Consider the following 14295-nt stretch of genomic DNA (forward strand, 5'->3'; position numbering starts at 1 on the left):
TCTCCTGCATTGATGAGTGAGGGTGCGTGTTAAGTCCGACTCCGGCGTTTCCCAAAAGTGCAAAAAACCTGAACTTTTCCTTTAGAACAGCCCACGAAGTATTCAGCAGATTCGCTGCTAGGCTTTGATCTACGACAAAAGGAGAACGTTATGTCTGACCATCACACCTACAAGAAGATTGAACTCGTAGGCTCGTCCCCGAGCAGCATAGAAGACGCCATCGCGAATGCACTGGCCGAAGCCCACAAAAGCATCAAGCACTTGGAATGGTTCGAAGTCATCGACACCCGCGGGCACATCAAAGACGGCAAGGTGGCGCACTATCAGGTCACGCTCAAGGTCGGTTTCCGGATCGCCAGCAGCTAAGGCACAAAAAGTCTTTTTGAACTTACGGGCTGGCCGTTTGCCATAAAGTCCGCTACACCGTCTGGGTGCGACGTGGTCAAGCGTGTCGCACCCTTTTTGTTTTGATCTGGGGATCTGACCGATGAAAAAGATTTTAGTGGCTGTAGGTTTACTGAGTCTCGCAGGCACTGCCTTCGCAGCGGGCAAGCCTTGCGAGGAACTGAAAAGCGAAATCGCCGCAAAGATTGATGCCAAGGGCGTCCCGCATTACTCGCTGGAAGTGGTCGATAAAGGCACTTCATCAGGCACCCAAGTGGTGGGCACCTGTGAAGGCGGCACCAAAGAAATCGTCTACAAGCGCGGCTGATTGCAGCGCTCTCATCGCTGGCAAGCCAACGCTCCCACAAGGTTCATGCAACGCTGTGGGAGCTGGCGTGCCAGCGATGGTTTGCGTTACGCCTCTTTCATCACCTGAGACAGCAGTTCGTAGGAGTGAATGCGGTCTGCATGCTCATACAGGTCACAGGTGAAGATCAGCTCATCGGCTTGAGTCTGCTCCACCAGCACTTGCAGTTTGGCGCGGATTTTCTCCGGGCTGCCGACCATCGCCAGGCCCAAAAAGCTCATCACCGCTTCTTTCTCGTGCGCCAGCCACAGCCCGTCCATGGTCTTGACCGGTGCGCGCTGCACCAGGCTTTGCCCACGCATCAAGGCCAAAATTCGTTGCAACACGGAAGTGGACAGGTATTGAGCCTGCTCATCGGTGTCGGCCGCAACCAATGGCACACCCAGCATCACGTACGGCTTGTCGAGTACTGCAGAAGGCTTGAAGTGATTGCGGTACACGCGGATCGCTTCGTGCATCAAGCGCGGGGCGAAATGTGAGGCGAAGGCATACGGTAAGCCACGCTCTCCGGCCAGTTGTGCACTGAACAAACTGGAACCCAGCAACCATACCGGTACATTGGTGCCTGTGCCGGGCATGGCGATGACGCGTTGATCCGGGGTGCGCGGGCCCAAATAGCGCACTAACTCGGCCACGTCTTGCGGGAAGTCATCGGCGCTGCCCGAGCGCTCACGGCGCAGGGCGCGGGCGGTCATCTGGTCGGAACCCGGCGCCCGGCCAAGGCCCAGGTCGATTCGCCCCGGATAGAGACTCTCGAGCGTACCGAACTGCTCGGCAATCACCAGCGGGGCATGATTGGGCAGCATCACCCCACCCGAACCGACGCGAATCGTCGACGTACCACCGGCCAGATAGCCGATCAATACCGCAGTGGCAGAACTGGCAATGCCGTCCATGTTGTGGTGTTCAGCCACCCAAAAGCGGTTATAGCCAAACTTTTCTACGTGTTGGGCCAAATCCAGCGAATTGTGCAACGACTGGGCCGCGCTGCCATCTTCGCGCACAGGCACCAGGTCGAGGGTCGAGAATTTGACATCAGACAAGCGTTTCATCAGCCGGCTACTCCAAGTGGGATGCAGGTTCAGGCACTCGCCAAAAACCCGCCAGTGATTACAGCAATATGGGCATATACCCGAGTTTCAATGGCACCAATGATTTGGGCTACTAAAAAGTGCGATTTGTCCGACAGGATGAACTTTATGCAGCCGTCTACTCTCACAACTCTCAACAAGGCGTGAAACCTTCACGCCGTTTTCAGGAGGCACGCATGAGTATTAAAAAGAAAGCATCGGCTCATTGGGCAGGCGACCTTAAGACCGGCATTGGCTCCATCTCTACCGAGACCGGCGTACTGCGCGAAGCCCCGTATGGCTTCAAGGCACGCTTTGAAGGCGGCAAGGGTACCAACCCTGAAGAGCTGATCGGTGCCGCACATGCCGGGTGTTTTTCCATGGCGCTGTCGATGATCCTGGGTGATGCCGGGCTCAAAGCTGAGAGCATCGACACCACCGCAGAGGTCACGCTGGATCAGGTAGACGGCGGTTTTGCGATCACGGCAGTGCATCTGGTCCTAAAAGCCAAAGTGCCGGGCGCAACCCAGGAACAATTCACAGAGCTGACCACAAAGGCCAAAGAAGGCTGCCCGGTGTCCAAGGTGCTGAACGCTAAAATCACCCTCGACGCGACCTTGGTGGCGTAATTGAAGTAACCGCACGCCCCGTTCACGACGAGCGGGGTGGCGTTGGCCCGGACAGTTCGCAGATCACACACCCTGTGATCGAATGATCGCCAGTGGCGTCAGACCATGACTTTGCGTACTGAATGAAGGGAGTCTCATCATGAAACGTTTTGCTCTAGCGGTTATCGCCTGCGCCCTCACCACGTCGGTGCTGGCCGCACCCAAGCCTTGCGAAGAGTTGAAGGCTGAAATCGAAACCAAGATTCAGGCCAACAACGTGTCGTCTTACACGCTCGAAATCGTGACCAATGACGAAGTCCACGACCAGAATCTAGTCGTTGGCTCGTGCGAAAACGGCACCAAAAAGATCATTTACCAGAAAAACGACACCTGAGTTTCAAGGCAGGCAGTTCACCAGTCGCTCCTCGGCCAACACCTTGCCTTCGGCGTTATAGAGCCGGGCGTAGGCGTTAAAGCCCAGCGAGCGCGCCTGCAACCGGTAGCGTTGGCCGGGCTGGAAGTCTGCGTAGTTGACTGATAGATAGCACAGCCGTTCTTGCGGCTCGCTGAACATCCCCATCCCGCCGATAAATACCTCGTAATCGAAGCGCACCATCAACTCGTGACTGCCCGGCGTCACCTGAAAATAGCGGCCGTCGTTCAGGCGCTGGTTATCCAGGCGCTCAGCCATAATCAATTTTCCGGTTTGAGTGTCGAGGTCGATCCACGCCATTTTTGGATCGTGTTGCGGCAATGGCGTGCTAGCGCAAGCGCTCAACAGACAGGCCATCAGTAACAGCAGGGACGTGCGCATGATGAAGTTCCACAAAGGGATGAAGCATAAGCATAGCGCCACACAGCCCGTGGGCGCTGGCGAAGGCTGCGATCTTTTGATCTGAGGGTTGTGTAAAAGGTCAAAAGATCGCAGCCTTCGCCAGCTTCCACTGGACCGCCCTATGCCGCTGATGACCCGTTGTCTGCTCACCCTCTTGATGTTGGCGCTGCTCAATGGCTGCTCAAGTGCACGCTATTACTCGCAACTGGCCACAGGCCAGTTGCAGTTGCTACAGGCACGCGAACCCGTGGCCAAGGTGATGGCGGACCCGCAACGCGACCCTGTGCTGCGCGAACATCTGGCCAAGTCGCAGGCCGCACGCACCTTCGCCAGCCAGCATTTGCTGTTGCCCGAGAACCCAAGCTATCGCCGGTATGCCGACCTTAAACGGCCCTACGTGGTGTGGAATGTATTTGCCACGCCTGAGTTTTCTCTTAACCCGGTCACGTATTGCTTTCCGGTTGCCGGGTGCGTGGCCTACCGAGGTTATTACGCACAGGGCGGCGCCCGCGGCGATGCTGCGCTCAAGCGCGAGCAAGGCCTGGATGTCTTTGTCAGCGGGGTTGAGGCCTATTCCACCTTGGGCTGGTTTGACGACCCGATCCTCAACAGCATGTTGCATTGGGGAGATGAGCGACTGGCCACGCTGATTTTTCATGAACTGGCGCATCAGCGCTTTTACGTGAAGGACGACTCCGAGTTCAATGAGTCATTCGCCAGCTTTGTGGAGCAGGAAGGCACCCGCCAGTGGCGCGCTTACCAAGGCTTGCCGCCTGCCAGTGTCGATGGCCTGGTGCAACGCGATCAGTTTATTGCCTTGGTGCTGAACACCCGCCAGCGCCTGCAACAGCTATACGCGCAGCCTTTGGTGGCGACGCAAATGCGTCAGCGCAAGGCGGCAGAGTTTGATCGAATGCGCCGCGAATACCGTGAGCTTCGAGACCAGCAATGGGCCGGAAACAATCGCTATGACGCGTGGGTAAACTCGCCAATCAACAACGCCAAGCTGCTGCCCTTCGGTTTGTATGACCAGTGGGTGCCTGCTTTTGCAGCGTTGTTTAAAGACTCCAACGGTGATTGGGCCGTGTTTTATACCCACGTAGAATGCTTGGGCAAACTCGCGCCGCCCCTACGTAAAGCGGCGTTGCAAGAGTGGGCCGATCGAGCTTTGAAAGCTTAAGCGCGTGAGCCCCTGACCGGGGTCAAGGGCACCTGCGGGAAGGCTGCGAAATGTCAGGCCTTGCCCGAGATCCAGTTTTTCACCACACAAGTAGCAAACGGGCTGGTACTGCAAGCGCCACGGCTCAAGGCTGTGCGCAGTGCAGGGATGTCCGCGTCCATCATGTATTTGGCGCCATCCTTGAAATGAGTGCTCTGGCCGAAACCGCCCTGAGTCATTTCTTTGAGGGCATCTTCTTTGCTCCAACCCTCTACCACCACGCGGTACATCGCAGACATCAAGCCGGTGCGATCCGAACCGTGTTTGCAGTGCATCAACACCGGGCCTTGGGCTTGCGCGGTCTGAATCGCGCGCAGGGCAGCCAGCACGTCTGTGTCATCCACATGGTTGGTGCGGTACGGCAGTTGTATTTGCGTGACACCTGGGGTTTTCAACCAAGTGTTATCGGCTTCCGGCAAAAAATTGATCACGGTGGCGATGTGAAGCTTTTCCAGCAACGGCTGGGCTGCGGTGTCAGGCAAGGCGCTGCGATACAGCGTGGGCGACATTTGATACAGGTTGTACTGCGCATCAACAGGCTGGGCCCATTGCGCCGGGCGTGCCACAGAAAGGTCATCGGCCTGAGCCTGAGGCAGCGCGAAGGCAGCCAGTAATGTCAGGCACAGGGCAGGAAAAAACCGGGCTTTGGGCATGTCAGTTCGACCATTTGGACAGAGTTTCAGGATGTCGCGTCAGGTTGGGTTAAGACGGATCAAAACTGTGTGAGCCAATTGTCAAAAATTCGTGATGTGTCAACCAGAACATCGCCTCCGGGTGCGACAAAATTACGCATGAATCGATTCAGCTAAGCACCTGACCTGCTAGTATTTGTAACCTCTGATTGCTGCTCCCTATTTTTTAGGTCATCTGCGACGCTGGTCGCTGCCAAAACGAAAGTTGCCACTGAGCAACTGCTACCCGTGAATGTCTGAAGAGGTGCCCCTCCCATGTCTGAGCAAGACAACCCGCGGCGTGAGTTTCTGCGCAAAACCCTGACCCTGATTCCGGTGGTTACCGTGGCCAGCACTGGCCTCGGCGGTTCTGTGCTGATGGCCACACCGGCTGCGGCCGCCCCTGGCGCGGCTGAACCAGCGGGGCACACGTCTTCCCCTGCCGTACTCTATGAGCCGACGTATTTCACCGCCGAAGAATGGGCATTCTTGAACGCCGCTGTGGCGCGTCTGATCCCTGCAGACGAACAAGGTCCTGGCGCCCTGGAAGCGGGCGTTCCGGAATACATCGACCGTCAAATGCACACCCCATACGCCAGCGGCGCACTGTGGTTCATGCAAGGCCCATTCAATGCGCACGCTGCGCCCGAGATGGGCTGGCAGAGCAAACTGGTGCCAAAACAGATCTACCGCCTGGGCATTGCTGCCACGCAGGCGCTGTGCAAAAAACGCTATAACTCAACATTTGCTGAGCTAGACAGCGCTACCCGAGACGAAGTGCTCAAACAACTGGAAGCGGGCACCCCACAATTCGAGAACGTGCCGGCCAAGATGTTTTTCAGTTTCTTGCTGCAAAACACCAAGGAAGGGTTCTTCTGCGACCCGATCCATGGTGGCAACAAAGGCATGGTTGGCTGGACCATGATCGGCTTTCCCGGCGCACGCGCCGACTTCATGGACTGGGTTGAACGCAACGAGCAATACCCCTTCCCGGCAGTTTCCATCCGCGGCGAAAGGGCTTGAGCATGTCGACCGTTATGAAAAAAGTAGATGCAGTGATCGTTGGTTTCGGCTGGACCGGCGCGATCATGGCAAAAGAGCTGACCGAAGCCGGTCTGAATGTTGTAGCCCTTGAACGCGGCCCCATGCAGGACACCAACCCAGACGGTAACTATCCACAGGTCATCGACGAACTCACCTACAGCGTGCGCAAAAAGCTCTTTCAAGACGTATCGAAAGAAACCGTGACCATTCGCCACAGCGTCAATGACGTTGCCTTGCCCAATCGCCAACTGGGCGCCTTCTTGCCTGGCAACGGCGTGGGCGGCGCAGGTTTGCACTGGTCGGGCGTACATTTTCGGGTTGATCCGATAGAGCTACGTATTCGCAGCCATTACGAAGAGCGCTACGGCAAAAACTTTATCCCCAAGGACATGACGATCCAGGACTTCGGCGTGAGCTATGAAGAGCTGGAGCCGTTCTTTGATTACGCTGAAAAAGTCTTTGGCACCTCGGGTCAGGCCTGGACCGTCAACGGTCAATTGGTCGGCGAAGGCCGTGGCGGCAACCCATACGCACCCGATCGCTCCAACCACTTCCCGCTGGAGTCGCAGAAGAACACCGTGTCGGCACAGTTGTTTCAGAAGGCCGCCAATGAGGTGGGCTACAAGCCCTACAACCTGCCGTCCGCCAACACGTCGGGGCCCTACACCAACCCGTATGGCGCGCAAATGGGGCCGTGCAACTTCTGCGGTTTTTGCAGCGGCTATGTCTGCTACATGTATTCCAAAGCCTCGCCCAACGTGAACATCTTGCCGGCACTCAAACCGTTACCGAACTTTGAGCTGCGGCCCGATGCCCACGTAATTCGGGTCAATCTGGACAGCACCAAAACCAAAGCCACCGGTGTGACGTACATCGATGCGCTGGGCCGTGAAATCGAACAACCGGCTGACTTGGTGATTTTGGGGGCGTTCCAGTTCCACAACGTGCGTCTGATGCTGCTTTCGGGCATCGGCAAGCCGTACGACCCGAAAACGGGCGAAGGCGTGGTCGGCAAGAACTTCGCGTACCAGAACATGGGCACTATCAAGGCCTATTTCGACAAAGAAGTACACACCAACAACTTTATCGGCGCAGGCGGGAATGGCGTGGCGATTGATGATTTCAACGCCGACAACTTTGACCACGGGCCGCATGGCTTTGTGGGTGGCTCGCCGATGTGGGTCAACCAGGCGGGCAGCCGCCCGATTGCCGGCACTTCCAACCCGCCCGGCACACCGGCCTGGGGCAGCGCCTGGAAAAAAGCCACGGCCGATTACTACACCCACCAAGTGTCGATGGACGCCCACGGCGCGCATCAATCCTACCGGGGCAACTACCTGGATCTCGACCCTGTGTATCGCGATGCCTACGGCCAGCCGCTATTGCGCATGACCTTCGACTGGCAAGAAAACGACATCAAGATGAACCGCTTCATGATGGAAAAAATGAGCAAGATCGCCGAAGCGATGAGCCCCAAGGCTATTGCCCTGATGGGTAAAAAAGTCGGCGAGCATTTCAACACCGCGTCCTACCAGACCACTCACCTCAATGGCGGCGCAATCATGGGCACCGACCCTAAGACCAGTGCGCTGAACCGTTACTTGCAATCGTGGGACGTGCACAACGTGTTTGTGCCTGGAGCGTCAGCTTTCCCGCAAGGCTTGGGTTACAACCCGACCGGTCTTGTGGCTGCGTTGACCTACTGGTCGGCGAGAGCGATCCGCGAGCAGTACCTGAAAAACCCCGGGCCACTGGTTCAGGCATAAGGAGCGATGACCATGAAAGCAGTTGTTATCGCGACCCTGAGCTTGCTGGGCAGCTTTTCGGTGGTGGCCGCCCAAATCGATCAGCCTGCATTGATCAAACAAGGCGAATACCTGGCGCGGGCCGGTGACTGTGTGGCGTGTCACACGGCCAAGGACGGCAAACCGTTTGCCGGGGGCCTGGCGATGGAAACCCCGATCGGCATGATTTACTCGACCAACATCACGCCGGACCCAACCGGGATCGGTGCCTACAGCTTTGACGATTTCGACAAGGCCGTGCGTCATGGCGTGGCCAAGAACGGCAACACGCTGTACCCGGCCATGCCGTACCCGTCATACGCGCGGGTCAACCAGGCCGATATGCAGGCGCTGTATGCCTACTTCATGCAAGGGGTTAAGCCGGTCGCTCAAGAGAATAAAGCGGTCGATATTGCGTGGCCGTTGAGCATGCGCTGGCCGTTGGCGATGTGGCGCTGGACGTTTGCCCCCGCGGTGGCCGACTTTACACCCGTGCCGGGACAAAACCCGGTGGTGAGTCGCGGCGCCTACCTGGTCGAAGGCCTTGGGCATTGCGGCGCCTGCCACACGCCACGGGGGCTGACCCTGCAGGAAAAAGCGCTGAGTGCGACTGACGGCAGCACATTTCTGTCGGGCAGCGCGCCGCTGGAAGGCTGGATCGCGAAGAACTTGCGCGGCGACCACAAGGACGGGCTGGGCAGTTGGAGCGAAGAACAACTTGTGCAGTTTCTCAAGACCGGCCGCAGTGATCGCAGCGCCGTGTTCGGCGGCATGAGCGATGTGATCGTGCATAGCATGCAATACATGTCCGACGCTGATTTGACGGCCATCGCTCGCTACCTGAAGACGTTGCCAGCGGTCGACTCGACCGACACACCGCATCAATACGACCCGGCGGTCGCCGACGCCCTGTGGAACGGTGACGACAGCAAGCGCGGCGCGGCGGTGTATATCGACAACTGCGCGGCCTGCCATCGCACGGATGGTCACGGCTACACCCGCGTATTCCCGGCGTTGGCGGGCAACCCTGTGTTGCAGTCAGATGACCCGACGTCGCTGATTCATATCGTGCTCAACGGCGGGACATTGCCCGCGACGCAGACCGCGCCATCGACCTTTACCATGCCGGGATTTGACTGGCGACTGTCGGATCAGGAAGTGGCCGATGTGGTCAATTTCGTTCGCACCAGTTGGGGCAATAACGGGGCTGACGTGAAGCCTGCGGATGTGAAGGAGTTGCGCACTAAGGATTAAGAACCCTCAAGCCCTCAGCCTCTGCCGGAGGGTGAGGGCGTTTTTGATTTGGCCCTTACGGACTGTGGGTAGCGTCCATCTGCAACCACTTCTCGGACAAGGCGGCCAACCGACCGTCCGCCTTGATCCGCTGCAACGCCTTGTCCAGGCTAGCCCGGAACGCCGGATTGCCCTTCTGAAAAGGAATCGCCAATGGCAATACCGCACTGGGCGTTTCTACTTCCTCAACCGGCAATGGTTTTTCCACCACCACCAACGGCTGATGTTCGACAAACTGATTGCTCTGGGCTACGCCTAAAAGCTGACCCTTGAATGTTTCAAGGCTGTTGACCGGACGCGGCTCTTCTCGTTGCAAGAGCAACTGTGCAGGTGCATAAGAATAAGGTTCGCTGAAATCGAACCGATTCTGAAGTTCGGGAGTCAAAGCGATGTGATTGATTGCAACGTCGTACTTGCCGCTTTCAACCCCCGGCAATACGTCGTTGCTGTCCGTGACGAGGATGGACGGATGCACCTCCAGCTCCTGAGCCAGCAACTCGCCCAGCTCGACGTCAAAACCGGTTAAATGCCCGTCTTGCTTGAAGCTGAAAGGCGGTAAGTTGCCCTCAAGAGCGATGCGCAACTCACCACGGTCGTTAACGTCATCAATCAGTTCGGCGTGAACAATAGGACTCGCCAATGGCAATAGAAGTATCAGGCCCGGAAAAAAACGCATGGTCACTCCTTTGATCTTGTTGCAAGCGATTCGCAATTGGCGTCCGCTTTGCTTTATGTTGGTCAGTTGCGGCGTTGGACAGCAAATCATCTGAAAGTTGTCGTAACCCCACAGAATTAGCGAAAAAACTGGAGAAAAAATGAAAACCCTACTGTCTCGTGTTGCGTTGGCTTCTGTGTTGATGGGTGCTTCGGTGATGGCCTTTGCTGCCACTCCAGCCCCCGAAGGCGCAAAAGTGTCCATTATTTCCCCCGCAGATGGCGCCACTGTGGATAAAACCTTCACCGTAAAGTTCGGCATTGAAGGCATCGACCTCAAGCCCGCCGGCGATGTCTCCCCGCATTCTGGCCACCACCACTTGTTGATCGACGTCGACCAGCCGATTGCGCCGGGCCAGGTCATTCCGGCAGATGCTCAACACGTGCATTTCGGTAAGGCGCAAACCGAAACCGAACTCACCCTGACGCCAGGCAAACATACCTTGCAATTGGAACTGGGTGACACAGGCCACATGGCGTTTGACCCGGTGATCGTGTCGAAGAAAATCACGGTGAATGTGAAGTAAGTTTTAAAGGCATAAAAAAGGGAGACCCGAGGGTCTCCCTTTTTATTCACGCCTGTCTTAGAACAAGACGCGGCAACGGATAGTACCGTTGATGGTTTGCAGCTTCGCCTGCGCCAGGTCGGAAGACTCGGCGTCGACGTCGATCACGACATAACCCACTTTGTCGTTGGTTTGCAGGAACTGACCGGAGATGTTGATCCCGTTTTCGGCGAAGACCTTGTTGATCTCGCTCATCACACCCGGAATGTTCTCGTGGATGTGCAGCAAACGGTGCTTGCCAGGGTGAGCCGGCAAGGCCACTTCCGGGAAGTTCACGGACGATACCGAAGTCCCGTTGTCGCTGTACTTGACCAGCTTCTCTGCCACTTCCAGGCCAATGTTGGCTTGGGCTTCAGCAGTAGAACCGCCGATGTGCGGGGTCAGGATCACGTTGTCCAGGCCACGCAGCGGGCTTTCAAACACGTCGTCGTTGGAACGCGGCTCAACCGGGAACACGTCGATAGCGGCGCCGATCAGGTGCTTGTCCTTGATCGCGTCAGCCAGGGCGTCCAGTTCAACCACGGTGCCACGTGCGGCGTTGATCAGAATGCCGCCCTTCTTGATGGCGCGGATTTCTTTCTCGCCGATCATCCATTGGGTGGCTGCGGTTTCAGGTACGTGCAACGTCACGATGTCGGACATGCCCAACAGGTCGTGCAAGTTGGCGACTTGAGTCGCGTTGCCCAATGGCAGTTTGGTCACGGTGTCATAAAAGAACACCTGCATGCCCAGACCTTCAGCCAGTACCGACAACTGAGTACCGATCGAACCGTAACCGACGATGCCCAGCTTCTTGCCGCGAATTTCGAAGGAGTTGGCCGCACTTTTGATCCAGCCACCACGGTGGCAGGAAGCGTTCTTCTCAGGGATGCCACGCAGCAACAGGATCGCTTCAGCCAGCACTAACTCGGCCACCGAACGGGTGTTGGAGTAGGGGGCGTTGAATACAGCGATACCGCGTTCGCGAGCGGCGTTGAGATCGACCTGGTTGGTGCCTATGCAGAAACAACCAACAGCGACCAGTTTCTTGGCGCAGTCGAACACTTCTTCGGTCAGCTGGGTACGAGAACGGATGCCGATAAAGTGGGCATCAGCGATCTTTTCCTTCAGCTGGGCTTCAGGCAAGGAGCTGGTGATGTACTCGATACTGGTGTAACCAGCAGACTTCAGTACTTCAACAGCCGATGGGTGGACGCCTTCTAAAAGAAGGAACTTGATCTTGCTCTTATCGAGAGAAGTCTTGCTCATCTGCGTAAACCTGTGTCCCAGAGAAAAAATGGCAGGGAATGGACAGCCTGAGCTGACCTGGCCGGCGTGAAGACCGGCACCGAGAATCGTCCTACGGCTCGATTCTACGGGGGGGTCGTATGCTAGCATAAGCGCCCCGCTAAACACCCATTCCTGCGACGTGAAGCGTTCTCAGGATGACCATGAATTGTTCGAGAGTTCTGTTGATGACCCATCCTGCCGTGATTGATGAGCTGAAGACCCTGGTTGAGCCTGGCAAGGTTTTGACCGACGCCGACTCCCTTAATACTTATGGCAAGGACTGGACCAAACACTTCGCCCCTGCCCCGATTGCCATCGTGTTCCCGAAAACCACTGAACAAGTGCAAGCCATCGTGCTGTGGGCCAACACCCATAAGGTCGCGCTGGTGCCATCGGGTGGCCGTACCGGCCTGTCGGCGGCGGCCGTGGCGGCGAATGGCGAAGTGGTGGTGTCATTCGACTACATGAACCAGGTGTTGGACATCAACCTCACGGACCGCACCGTGGTCTGCCAGCCGGGCGTGGTCACGGAGCACCTGCAAAATCTGGCCGAAGAAAACGGCCTGTACTACCCGGTGGACTTCGCCTCGGCCGGGTCTAGCCAGATTGGCGGCAACATCGGCACCAACGCCGGCGGGATCAAGGTGATTCGCTACGGCATGACCCGCAACTGGGTCGCGGGCATGAAAGTCGTGACCGGCAAGGGCGACGTGCTGGAGCTGAACAAAGACCTGATCAAAAACGCTACCGGCTATGACATGCGCCAGTTGTTTATCGGCGCAGAAGGCACGCTGGGCTTTGTGGTTGAGGCCACCATGCGCCTGGATCGCGCGCCGAAAAACCTGACGGCGATGGTGCTGGGCACGGCCGACTTCGACTCGATCATGCCGGTGCTGCACGCGTTCCAGAACAAGCTTGATCTGACGGCGTTTGAGTTCTTCTCCGACAAGGCGCTGACCAAAGTCATGGGCCGTGGCGACGTGCCTTCTCCGTTTGAGACCGACTGCCCGTTCTACGCGCTGCTCGAATTTGAAGCGACCACTGAAGAGGTGGCCACTGCAGCGCTGGAAACCTTCGAGCACTGCGTGGAACAAGGTTGGGTGCTGGATGGCGTGATGAGCCAGAGCGAAACCCAGCTGCAAAACCTGTGGAAACTGCGCGAATACATCTCCGAGACCATTTCGCACTGGACGCCGTACAAAAACGACATCTCAGTCACCGTGTCGAAAGTGCCAGCCTTCTTGAAAGAAATTGACGCGATCGTCGGCGAACACTACCCGGACTTCGAAATTGTCTGGTTCGGCCACATTGGCGACGGCAACCTGCACTTGAACATCCTCAAGCCGGACACCCTGAGCAAGGACGAGTTCTTCGCCAAGTGCGCGACGGTCAACAAGTGGGTGTTCGAGACGGTTCAAAAGTACAACGGCTCGATCTCTGCCGAGCATGGCGTGGGCATGACCAAGCGCGATTACTTGACCTACAGCCGTTCGCCGGTTGAGATTGAATACATGAAAGCGCTCAAGGCCGTGTTCGACCCGAACGGCATCATGAACCCAGGCAAGATTTTTGCGGTTTAAGTAACGCCACAACCTTTGCAGGAGCGAGCTTGCTCGCGATCTTTTGACTGTTAAAAGATCGCGAGCAAGCTCGCTCCTGCAGAAAACATGAGCAACTCACAGCGGAGTCGATCCATGAGCTATCAGCACCAATATGTCGACGGTACCCGGATTCACTTTCCTATCGGCAAAGTGGTGTGCATCGGCCGTAACTACGCCGAGCATGCAAAAGAGCTGGATAACCCGATCCCGTCTGAACCGCTGCTGTTTATCAAGCCCGGCAGTTGCGTGGTAACAGCTGAAGGCGGTTTTGCGATTCCGACCGAGCGCGGCTCGGTGCATTACGAAGCAGAAATCTCGGTGCTGATCGGCAAACCGCTGTCGAACAACCCAAGCGCCGAAGAAGTGCTGGACGCCATTTCCGGCTTCGCTCCCGGGCTGGACCTGACCCTGCGTGACAAGCAAGCCGAACTCAAGGCCAAAGGTTTGCCGTGGGAAATCGCCAAGTCGTTCGACGGCGCCTGCGTCCTCGCGCCGTTCGTGCCGAGCTGCACGTTCACCGATCTGGCCGACATTGGCATTCGCCTGACCATCAACGGTGAAGTGCGTCAGGACGGCACTAGCGTCCTGATGCTCAACCCGATTGTGCCGATGATTCAGCACATGGCGGCGTGTTTCTCGCTGCAAGCGGGCGACGTCATCATGACCGGCACCCCGGCCGGTGTTGGCCCGCTGAACGTGGGCGACAAGCTGGTGCTGGAACTGCCAGGCGTGAGCCGCTTCGAAAGCAGCGTGCGCTAACGCTGAACGGCACAAAACCTGTGGGAGCTGGCCGGTATTTCAGAGGTACCGAGTGGCTATCATCGCTGGCGAGCCAGCTCCCACAGGATGCAATCAACCCAGACGCCAGCC

Annotated in this window: 16 protein-coding genes; 11 read left to right on the plus strand and 5 right to left on the minus strand. The window is 57.2% G+C overall.

Translation table 11 applies throughout. The features are described from left to right. Nucleotides 1-150: 150 nt before the first annotated feature. Both ACIQYF_RS03960 and ACIQYF_RS03965 read left to right on the plus strand, forming a co-directional pair. Nucleotides 151-366, plus strand: coding sequence for a dodecin (locus tag ACIQYF_RS03960; protein ID WP_402857064.1), 216 nt, complete (start codon nucleotides 151-153; stop codon nucleotides 364-366). A 121-nt stretch (nucleotides 367-487) separates the two neighbouring features. After that, the gene (locus ACIQYF_RS03965) at nucleotides 488-712 is read left to right on the plus strand and encodes a DUF1161 domain-containing protein (protein WP_402857066.1); all 225 of its coding nucleotides are present in this window, start codon (nucleotides 488-490) and stop codon (nucleotides 710-712) included. An 86-nt stretch (nucleotides 713-798) separates the two neighbouring features. On the opposite strand, the gene ACIQYF_RS03970 is transcribed toward ACIQYF_RS03965, so the two are convergent. Further along, on the minus strand, nucleotides 799-1803 hold the full coding sequence (locus ACIQYF_RS03970) for an LLM class flavin-dependent oxidoreductase (protein WP_402857068.1): 1005 nt from the start codon (nucleotides 1801-1803) through the stop codon (nucleotides 799-801). Between the two features lie 215 nt (nucleotides 1804-2018). Here ACIQYF_RS03970 and ACIQYF_RS03975 point away from each other — a divergent pair, with 215 nt between their 5' ends. Together ACIQYF_RS03975 and ACIQYF_RS03980 are read left to right on the plus strand one after the other, a co-directional pair. Continuing rightward, a complete protein-coding gene (locus ACIQYF_RS03975; protein WP_402857070.1) occupies nucleotides 2019-2450 on the plus strand; it encodes an OsmC family protein in 432 nt (143 codons plus the stop codon). Between the two features lie 139 nt (nucleotides 2451-2589). Next, complete coding sequence (locus ACIQYF_RS03980) at nucleotides 2590-2823, plus strand: DUF1161 domain-containing protein (protein WP_019409241.1); 234 nt, start codon at nucleotides 2590-2592, stop codon at nucleotides 2821-2823. 3 nt (nucleotides 2824-2826) lie between these two features. Here the strand turns inward: ACIQYF_RS03980 and ACIQYF_RS03985 are convergent, their stop codons facing one another. Further along, complete coding sequence (locus ACIQYF_RS03985) at nucleotides 2827-3243, minus strand: hypothetical protein (protein WP_402857072.1); 417 nt, start codon at nucleotides 3241-3243, stop codon at nucleotides 2827-2829. 142 nt (nucleotides 3244-3385) lie between these two features. On the opposite strand from ACIQYF_RS03985, the gene ACIQYF_RS03990 reads away from it, so the two are divergent. Then, nucleotides 3386-4444: an aminopeptidase gene (locus ACIQYF_RS03990; RefSeq protein WP_402857074.1), complete on the plus strand. Its 1059-nt coding sequence runs from the start codon at nucleotides 3386-3388 to the stop codon at nucleotides 4442-4444. 53 nt (nucleotides 4445-4497) lie between these two features. Here the strand turns inward: ACIQYF_RS03990 and ACIQYF_RS03995 are convergent, their stop codons facing one another. After that, on the minus strand, nucleotides 4498-5136 hold the full coding sequence (locus tag ACIQYF_RS03995; RefSeq protein ID WP_402857076.1) for a dual specificity protein phosphatase family protein: 639 nt from the start codon (nucleotides 5134-5136) through the stop codon (nucleotides 4498-4500). A gap of 294 nt (nucleotides 5137-5430) precedes the next feature. On the opposite strand from ACIQYF_RS03995, the gene ACIQYF_RS04000 reads away from it, so the two are divergent. From ACIQYF_RS04000 to ACIQYF_RS04010, 3 genes are read left to right on the plus strand one after another with little or no spacing between them, the layout of a single operon-like run. After that, nucleotides 5431-6177, plus strand: coding sequence for a gluconate 2-dehydrogenase subunit 3 family protein (locus ACIQYF_RS04000; RefSeq protein ID WP_402857078.1), 747 nt, complete (start codon nucleotides 5431-5433; stop codon nucleotides 6175-6177). 2 nt (nucleotides 6178-6179) lie between these two features. Continuing rightward, the gene (locus ACIQYF_RS04005; protein ID WP_402857080.1) at nucleotides 6180-7964 is read left to right on the plus strand and encodes a GMC family oxidoreductase; all 1785 of its coding nucleotides are present in this window, start codon (nucleotides 6180-6182) and stop codon (nucleotides 7962-7964) included. A 12-nt stretch (nucleotides 7965-7976) separates the two neighbouring features. Then, the gene (locus ACIQYF_RS04010; RefSeq protein ID WP_402857082.1) at nucleotides 7977-9236 is read left to right on the plus strand and encodes a c-type cytochrome; all 1260 of its coding nucleotides are present in this window, start codon (nucleotides 7977-7979) and stop codon (nucleotides 9234-9236) included. Nucleotides 9237-9291: 55 nt separating this feature from the next. Here ACIQYF_RS04010 and ACIQYF_RS04015 read toward each other — a convergent pair whose 3' ends face one another. Continuing rightward, the gene (locus ACIQYF_RS04015; RefSeq protein WP_402857084.1) at nucleotides 9292-9951 is read right to left on the minus strand and encodes a transporter substrate-binding domain-containing protein; all 660 of its coding nucleotides are present in this window, start codon (nucleotides 9949-9951) and stop codon (nucleotides 9292-9294) included. A gap of 139 nt (nucleotides 9952-10090) precedes the next feature. On the opposite strand from ACIQYF_RS04015, the gene ACIQYF_RS04020 reads away from it, so the two are divergent. Next, nucleotides 10091-10516, plus strand: coding sequence for a DUF4399 domain-containing protein (locus ACIQYF_RS04020; protein WP_402857086.1), 426 nt, complete (start codon nucleotides 10091-10093; stop codon nucleotides 10514-10516). Between the two features lie 57 nt (nucleotides 10517-10573). Here ACIQYF_RS04020 and serA read toward each other — a convergent pair whose 3' ends face one another. Beyond that, complete coding sequence (serA, locus tag ACIQYF_RS04025) at nucleotides 10574-11803, minus strand: phosphoglycerate dehydrogenase (protein ID WP_402857088.1); 1230 nt, start codon at nucleotides 11801-11803, stop codon at nucleotides 10574-10576. Nucleotides 11804-12009: 206 nt separating this feature from the next. Here serA and ACIQYF_RS04030 point away from each other — a divergent pair, with 206 nt between their 5' ends. Next, complete coding sequence (locus tag ACIQYF_RS04030) at nucleotides 12010-13404, plus strand: FAD-binding oxidoreductase (protein ID WP_402857090.1); 1395 nt, start codon at nucleotides 12010-12012, stop codon at nucleotides 13402-13404. A 114-nt stretch (nucleotides 13405-13518) separates the two neighbouring features. Further along, complete coding sequence (locus ACIQYF_RS04035; RefSeq protein ID WP_402857092.1) at nucleotides 13519-14184, plus strand: fumarylacetoacetate hydrolase family protein; 666 nt, start codon at nucleotides 13519-13521, stop codon at nucleotides 14182-14184. Nucleotides 14185-14295 lie beyond the last annotated feature (111 nt).

This window comes from Pseudomonas sp. NPDC096917 (assembly GCF_044762555.1).
Taxonomy (GTDB): domain Bacteria; phylum Pseudomonadota; class Gammaproteobacteria; order Pseudomonadales; family Pseudomonadaceae; genus Aquipseudomonas.

Coding starts and splice junctions, on each gene's coding strand:
- ACIQYF_RS03960 (WP_402857064.1), top strand. CDS start 151: ATGTCTGACCATCACACCTACAAGAAGATTGAACTCGTAGGCTCGTCC.
- ACIQYF_RS03965 (WP_402857066.1), top strand. CDS start 488: ATGAAAAAGATTTTAGTGGCTGTAGGTTTACTGAGTCTCGCAGGCACT.
- ACIQYF_RS03970 (WP_402857068.1), bottom strand. CDS start 1,803: ATGAAACGCTTGTCTGATGTCAAATTCTCGACCCTCGACCTGGTGCCT.
- ACIQYF_RS03975 (WP_402857070.1), top strand. CDS start 2,019: ATGAGTATTAAAAAGAAAGCATCGGCTCATTGGGCAGGCGACCTTAAG.
- ACIQYF_RS03980 (WP_019409241.1), top strand. CDS start 2,590: ATGAAACGTTTTGCTCTAGCGGTTATCGCCTGCGCCCTCACCACGTCG.
- ACIQYF_RS03985 (WP_402857072.1), bottom strand. CDS start 3,243: ATGCGCACGTCCCTGCTGTTACTGATGGCCTGTCTGTTGAGCGCTTGC.
- ACIQYF_RS03990 (WP_402857074.1), top strand. CDS start 3,386: ATGCCGCTGATGACCCGTTGTCTGCTCACCCTCTTGATGTTGGCGCTG.
- ACIQYF_RS03995 (WP_402857076.1), bottom strand. CDS start 5,136: ATGCCCAAAGCCCGGTTTTTTCCTGCCCTGTGCCTGACATTACTGGCT.
- ACIQYF_RS04000 (WP_402857078.1), top strand. CDS start 5,431: ATGTCTGAGCAAGACAACCCGCGGCGTGAGTTTCTGCGCAAAACCCTG.
- ACIQYF_RS04005 (WP_402857080.1), top strand. CDS start 6,180: ATGTCGACCGTTATGAAAAAAGTAGATGCAGTGATCGTTGGTTTCGGC.
- ACIQYF_RS04010 (WP_402857082.1), top strand. CDS start 7,977: ATGAAAGCAGTTGTTATCGCGACCCTGAGCTTGCTGGGCAGCTTTTCG.
- ACIQYF_RS04015 (WP_402857084.1), bottom strand. CDS start 9,951: ATGCGTTTTTTTCCGGGCCTGATACTTCTATTGCCATTGGCGAGTCCT.
- ACIQYF_RS04020 (WP_402857086.1), top strand. CDS start 10,091: ATGAAAACCCTACTGTCTCGTGTTGCGTTGGCTTCTGTGTTGATGGGT.
- serA (WP_402857088.1), bottom strand. CDS start 11,803: ATGAGCAAGACTTCTCTCGATAAGAGCAAGATCAAGTTCCTTCTTTTA.
- ACIQYF_RS04030 (WP_402857090.1), top strand. CDS start 12,010: ATGACCCATCCTGCCGTGATTGATGAGCTGAAGACCCTGGTTGAGCCT.
- ACIQYF_RS04035 (WP_402857092.1), top strand. CDS start 13,519: ATGAGCTATCAGCACCAATATGTCGACGGTACCCGGATTCACTTTCCT.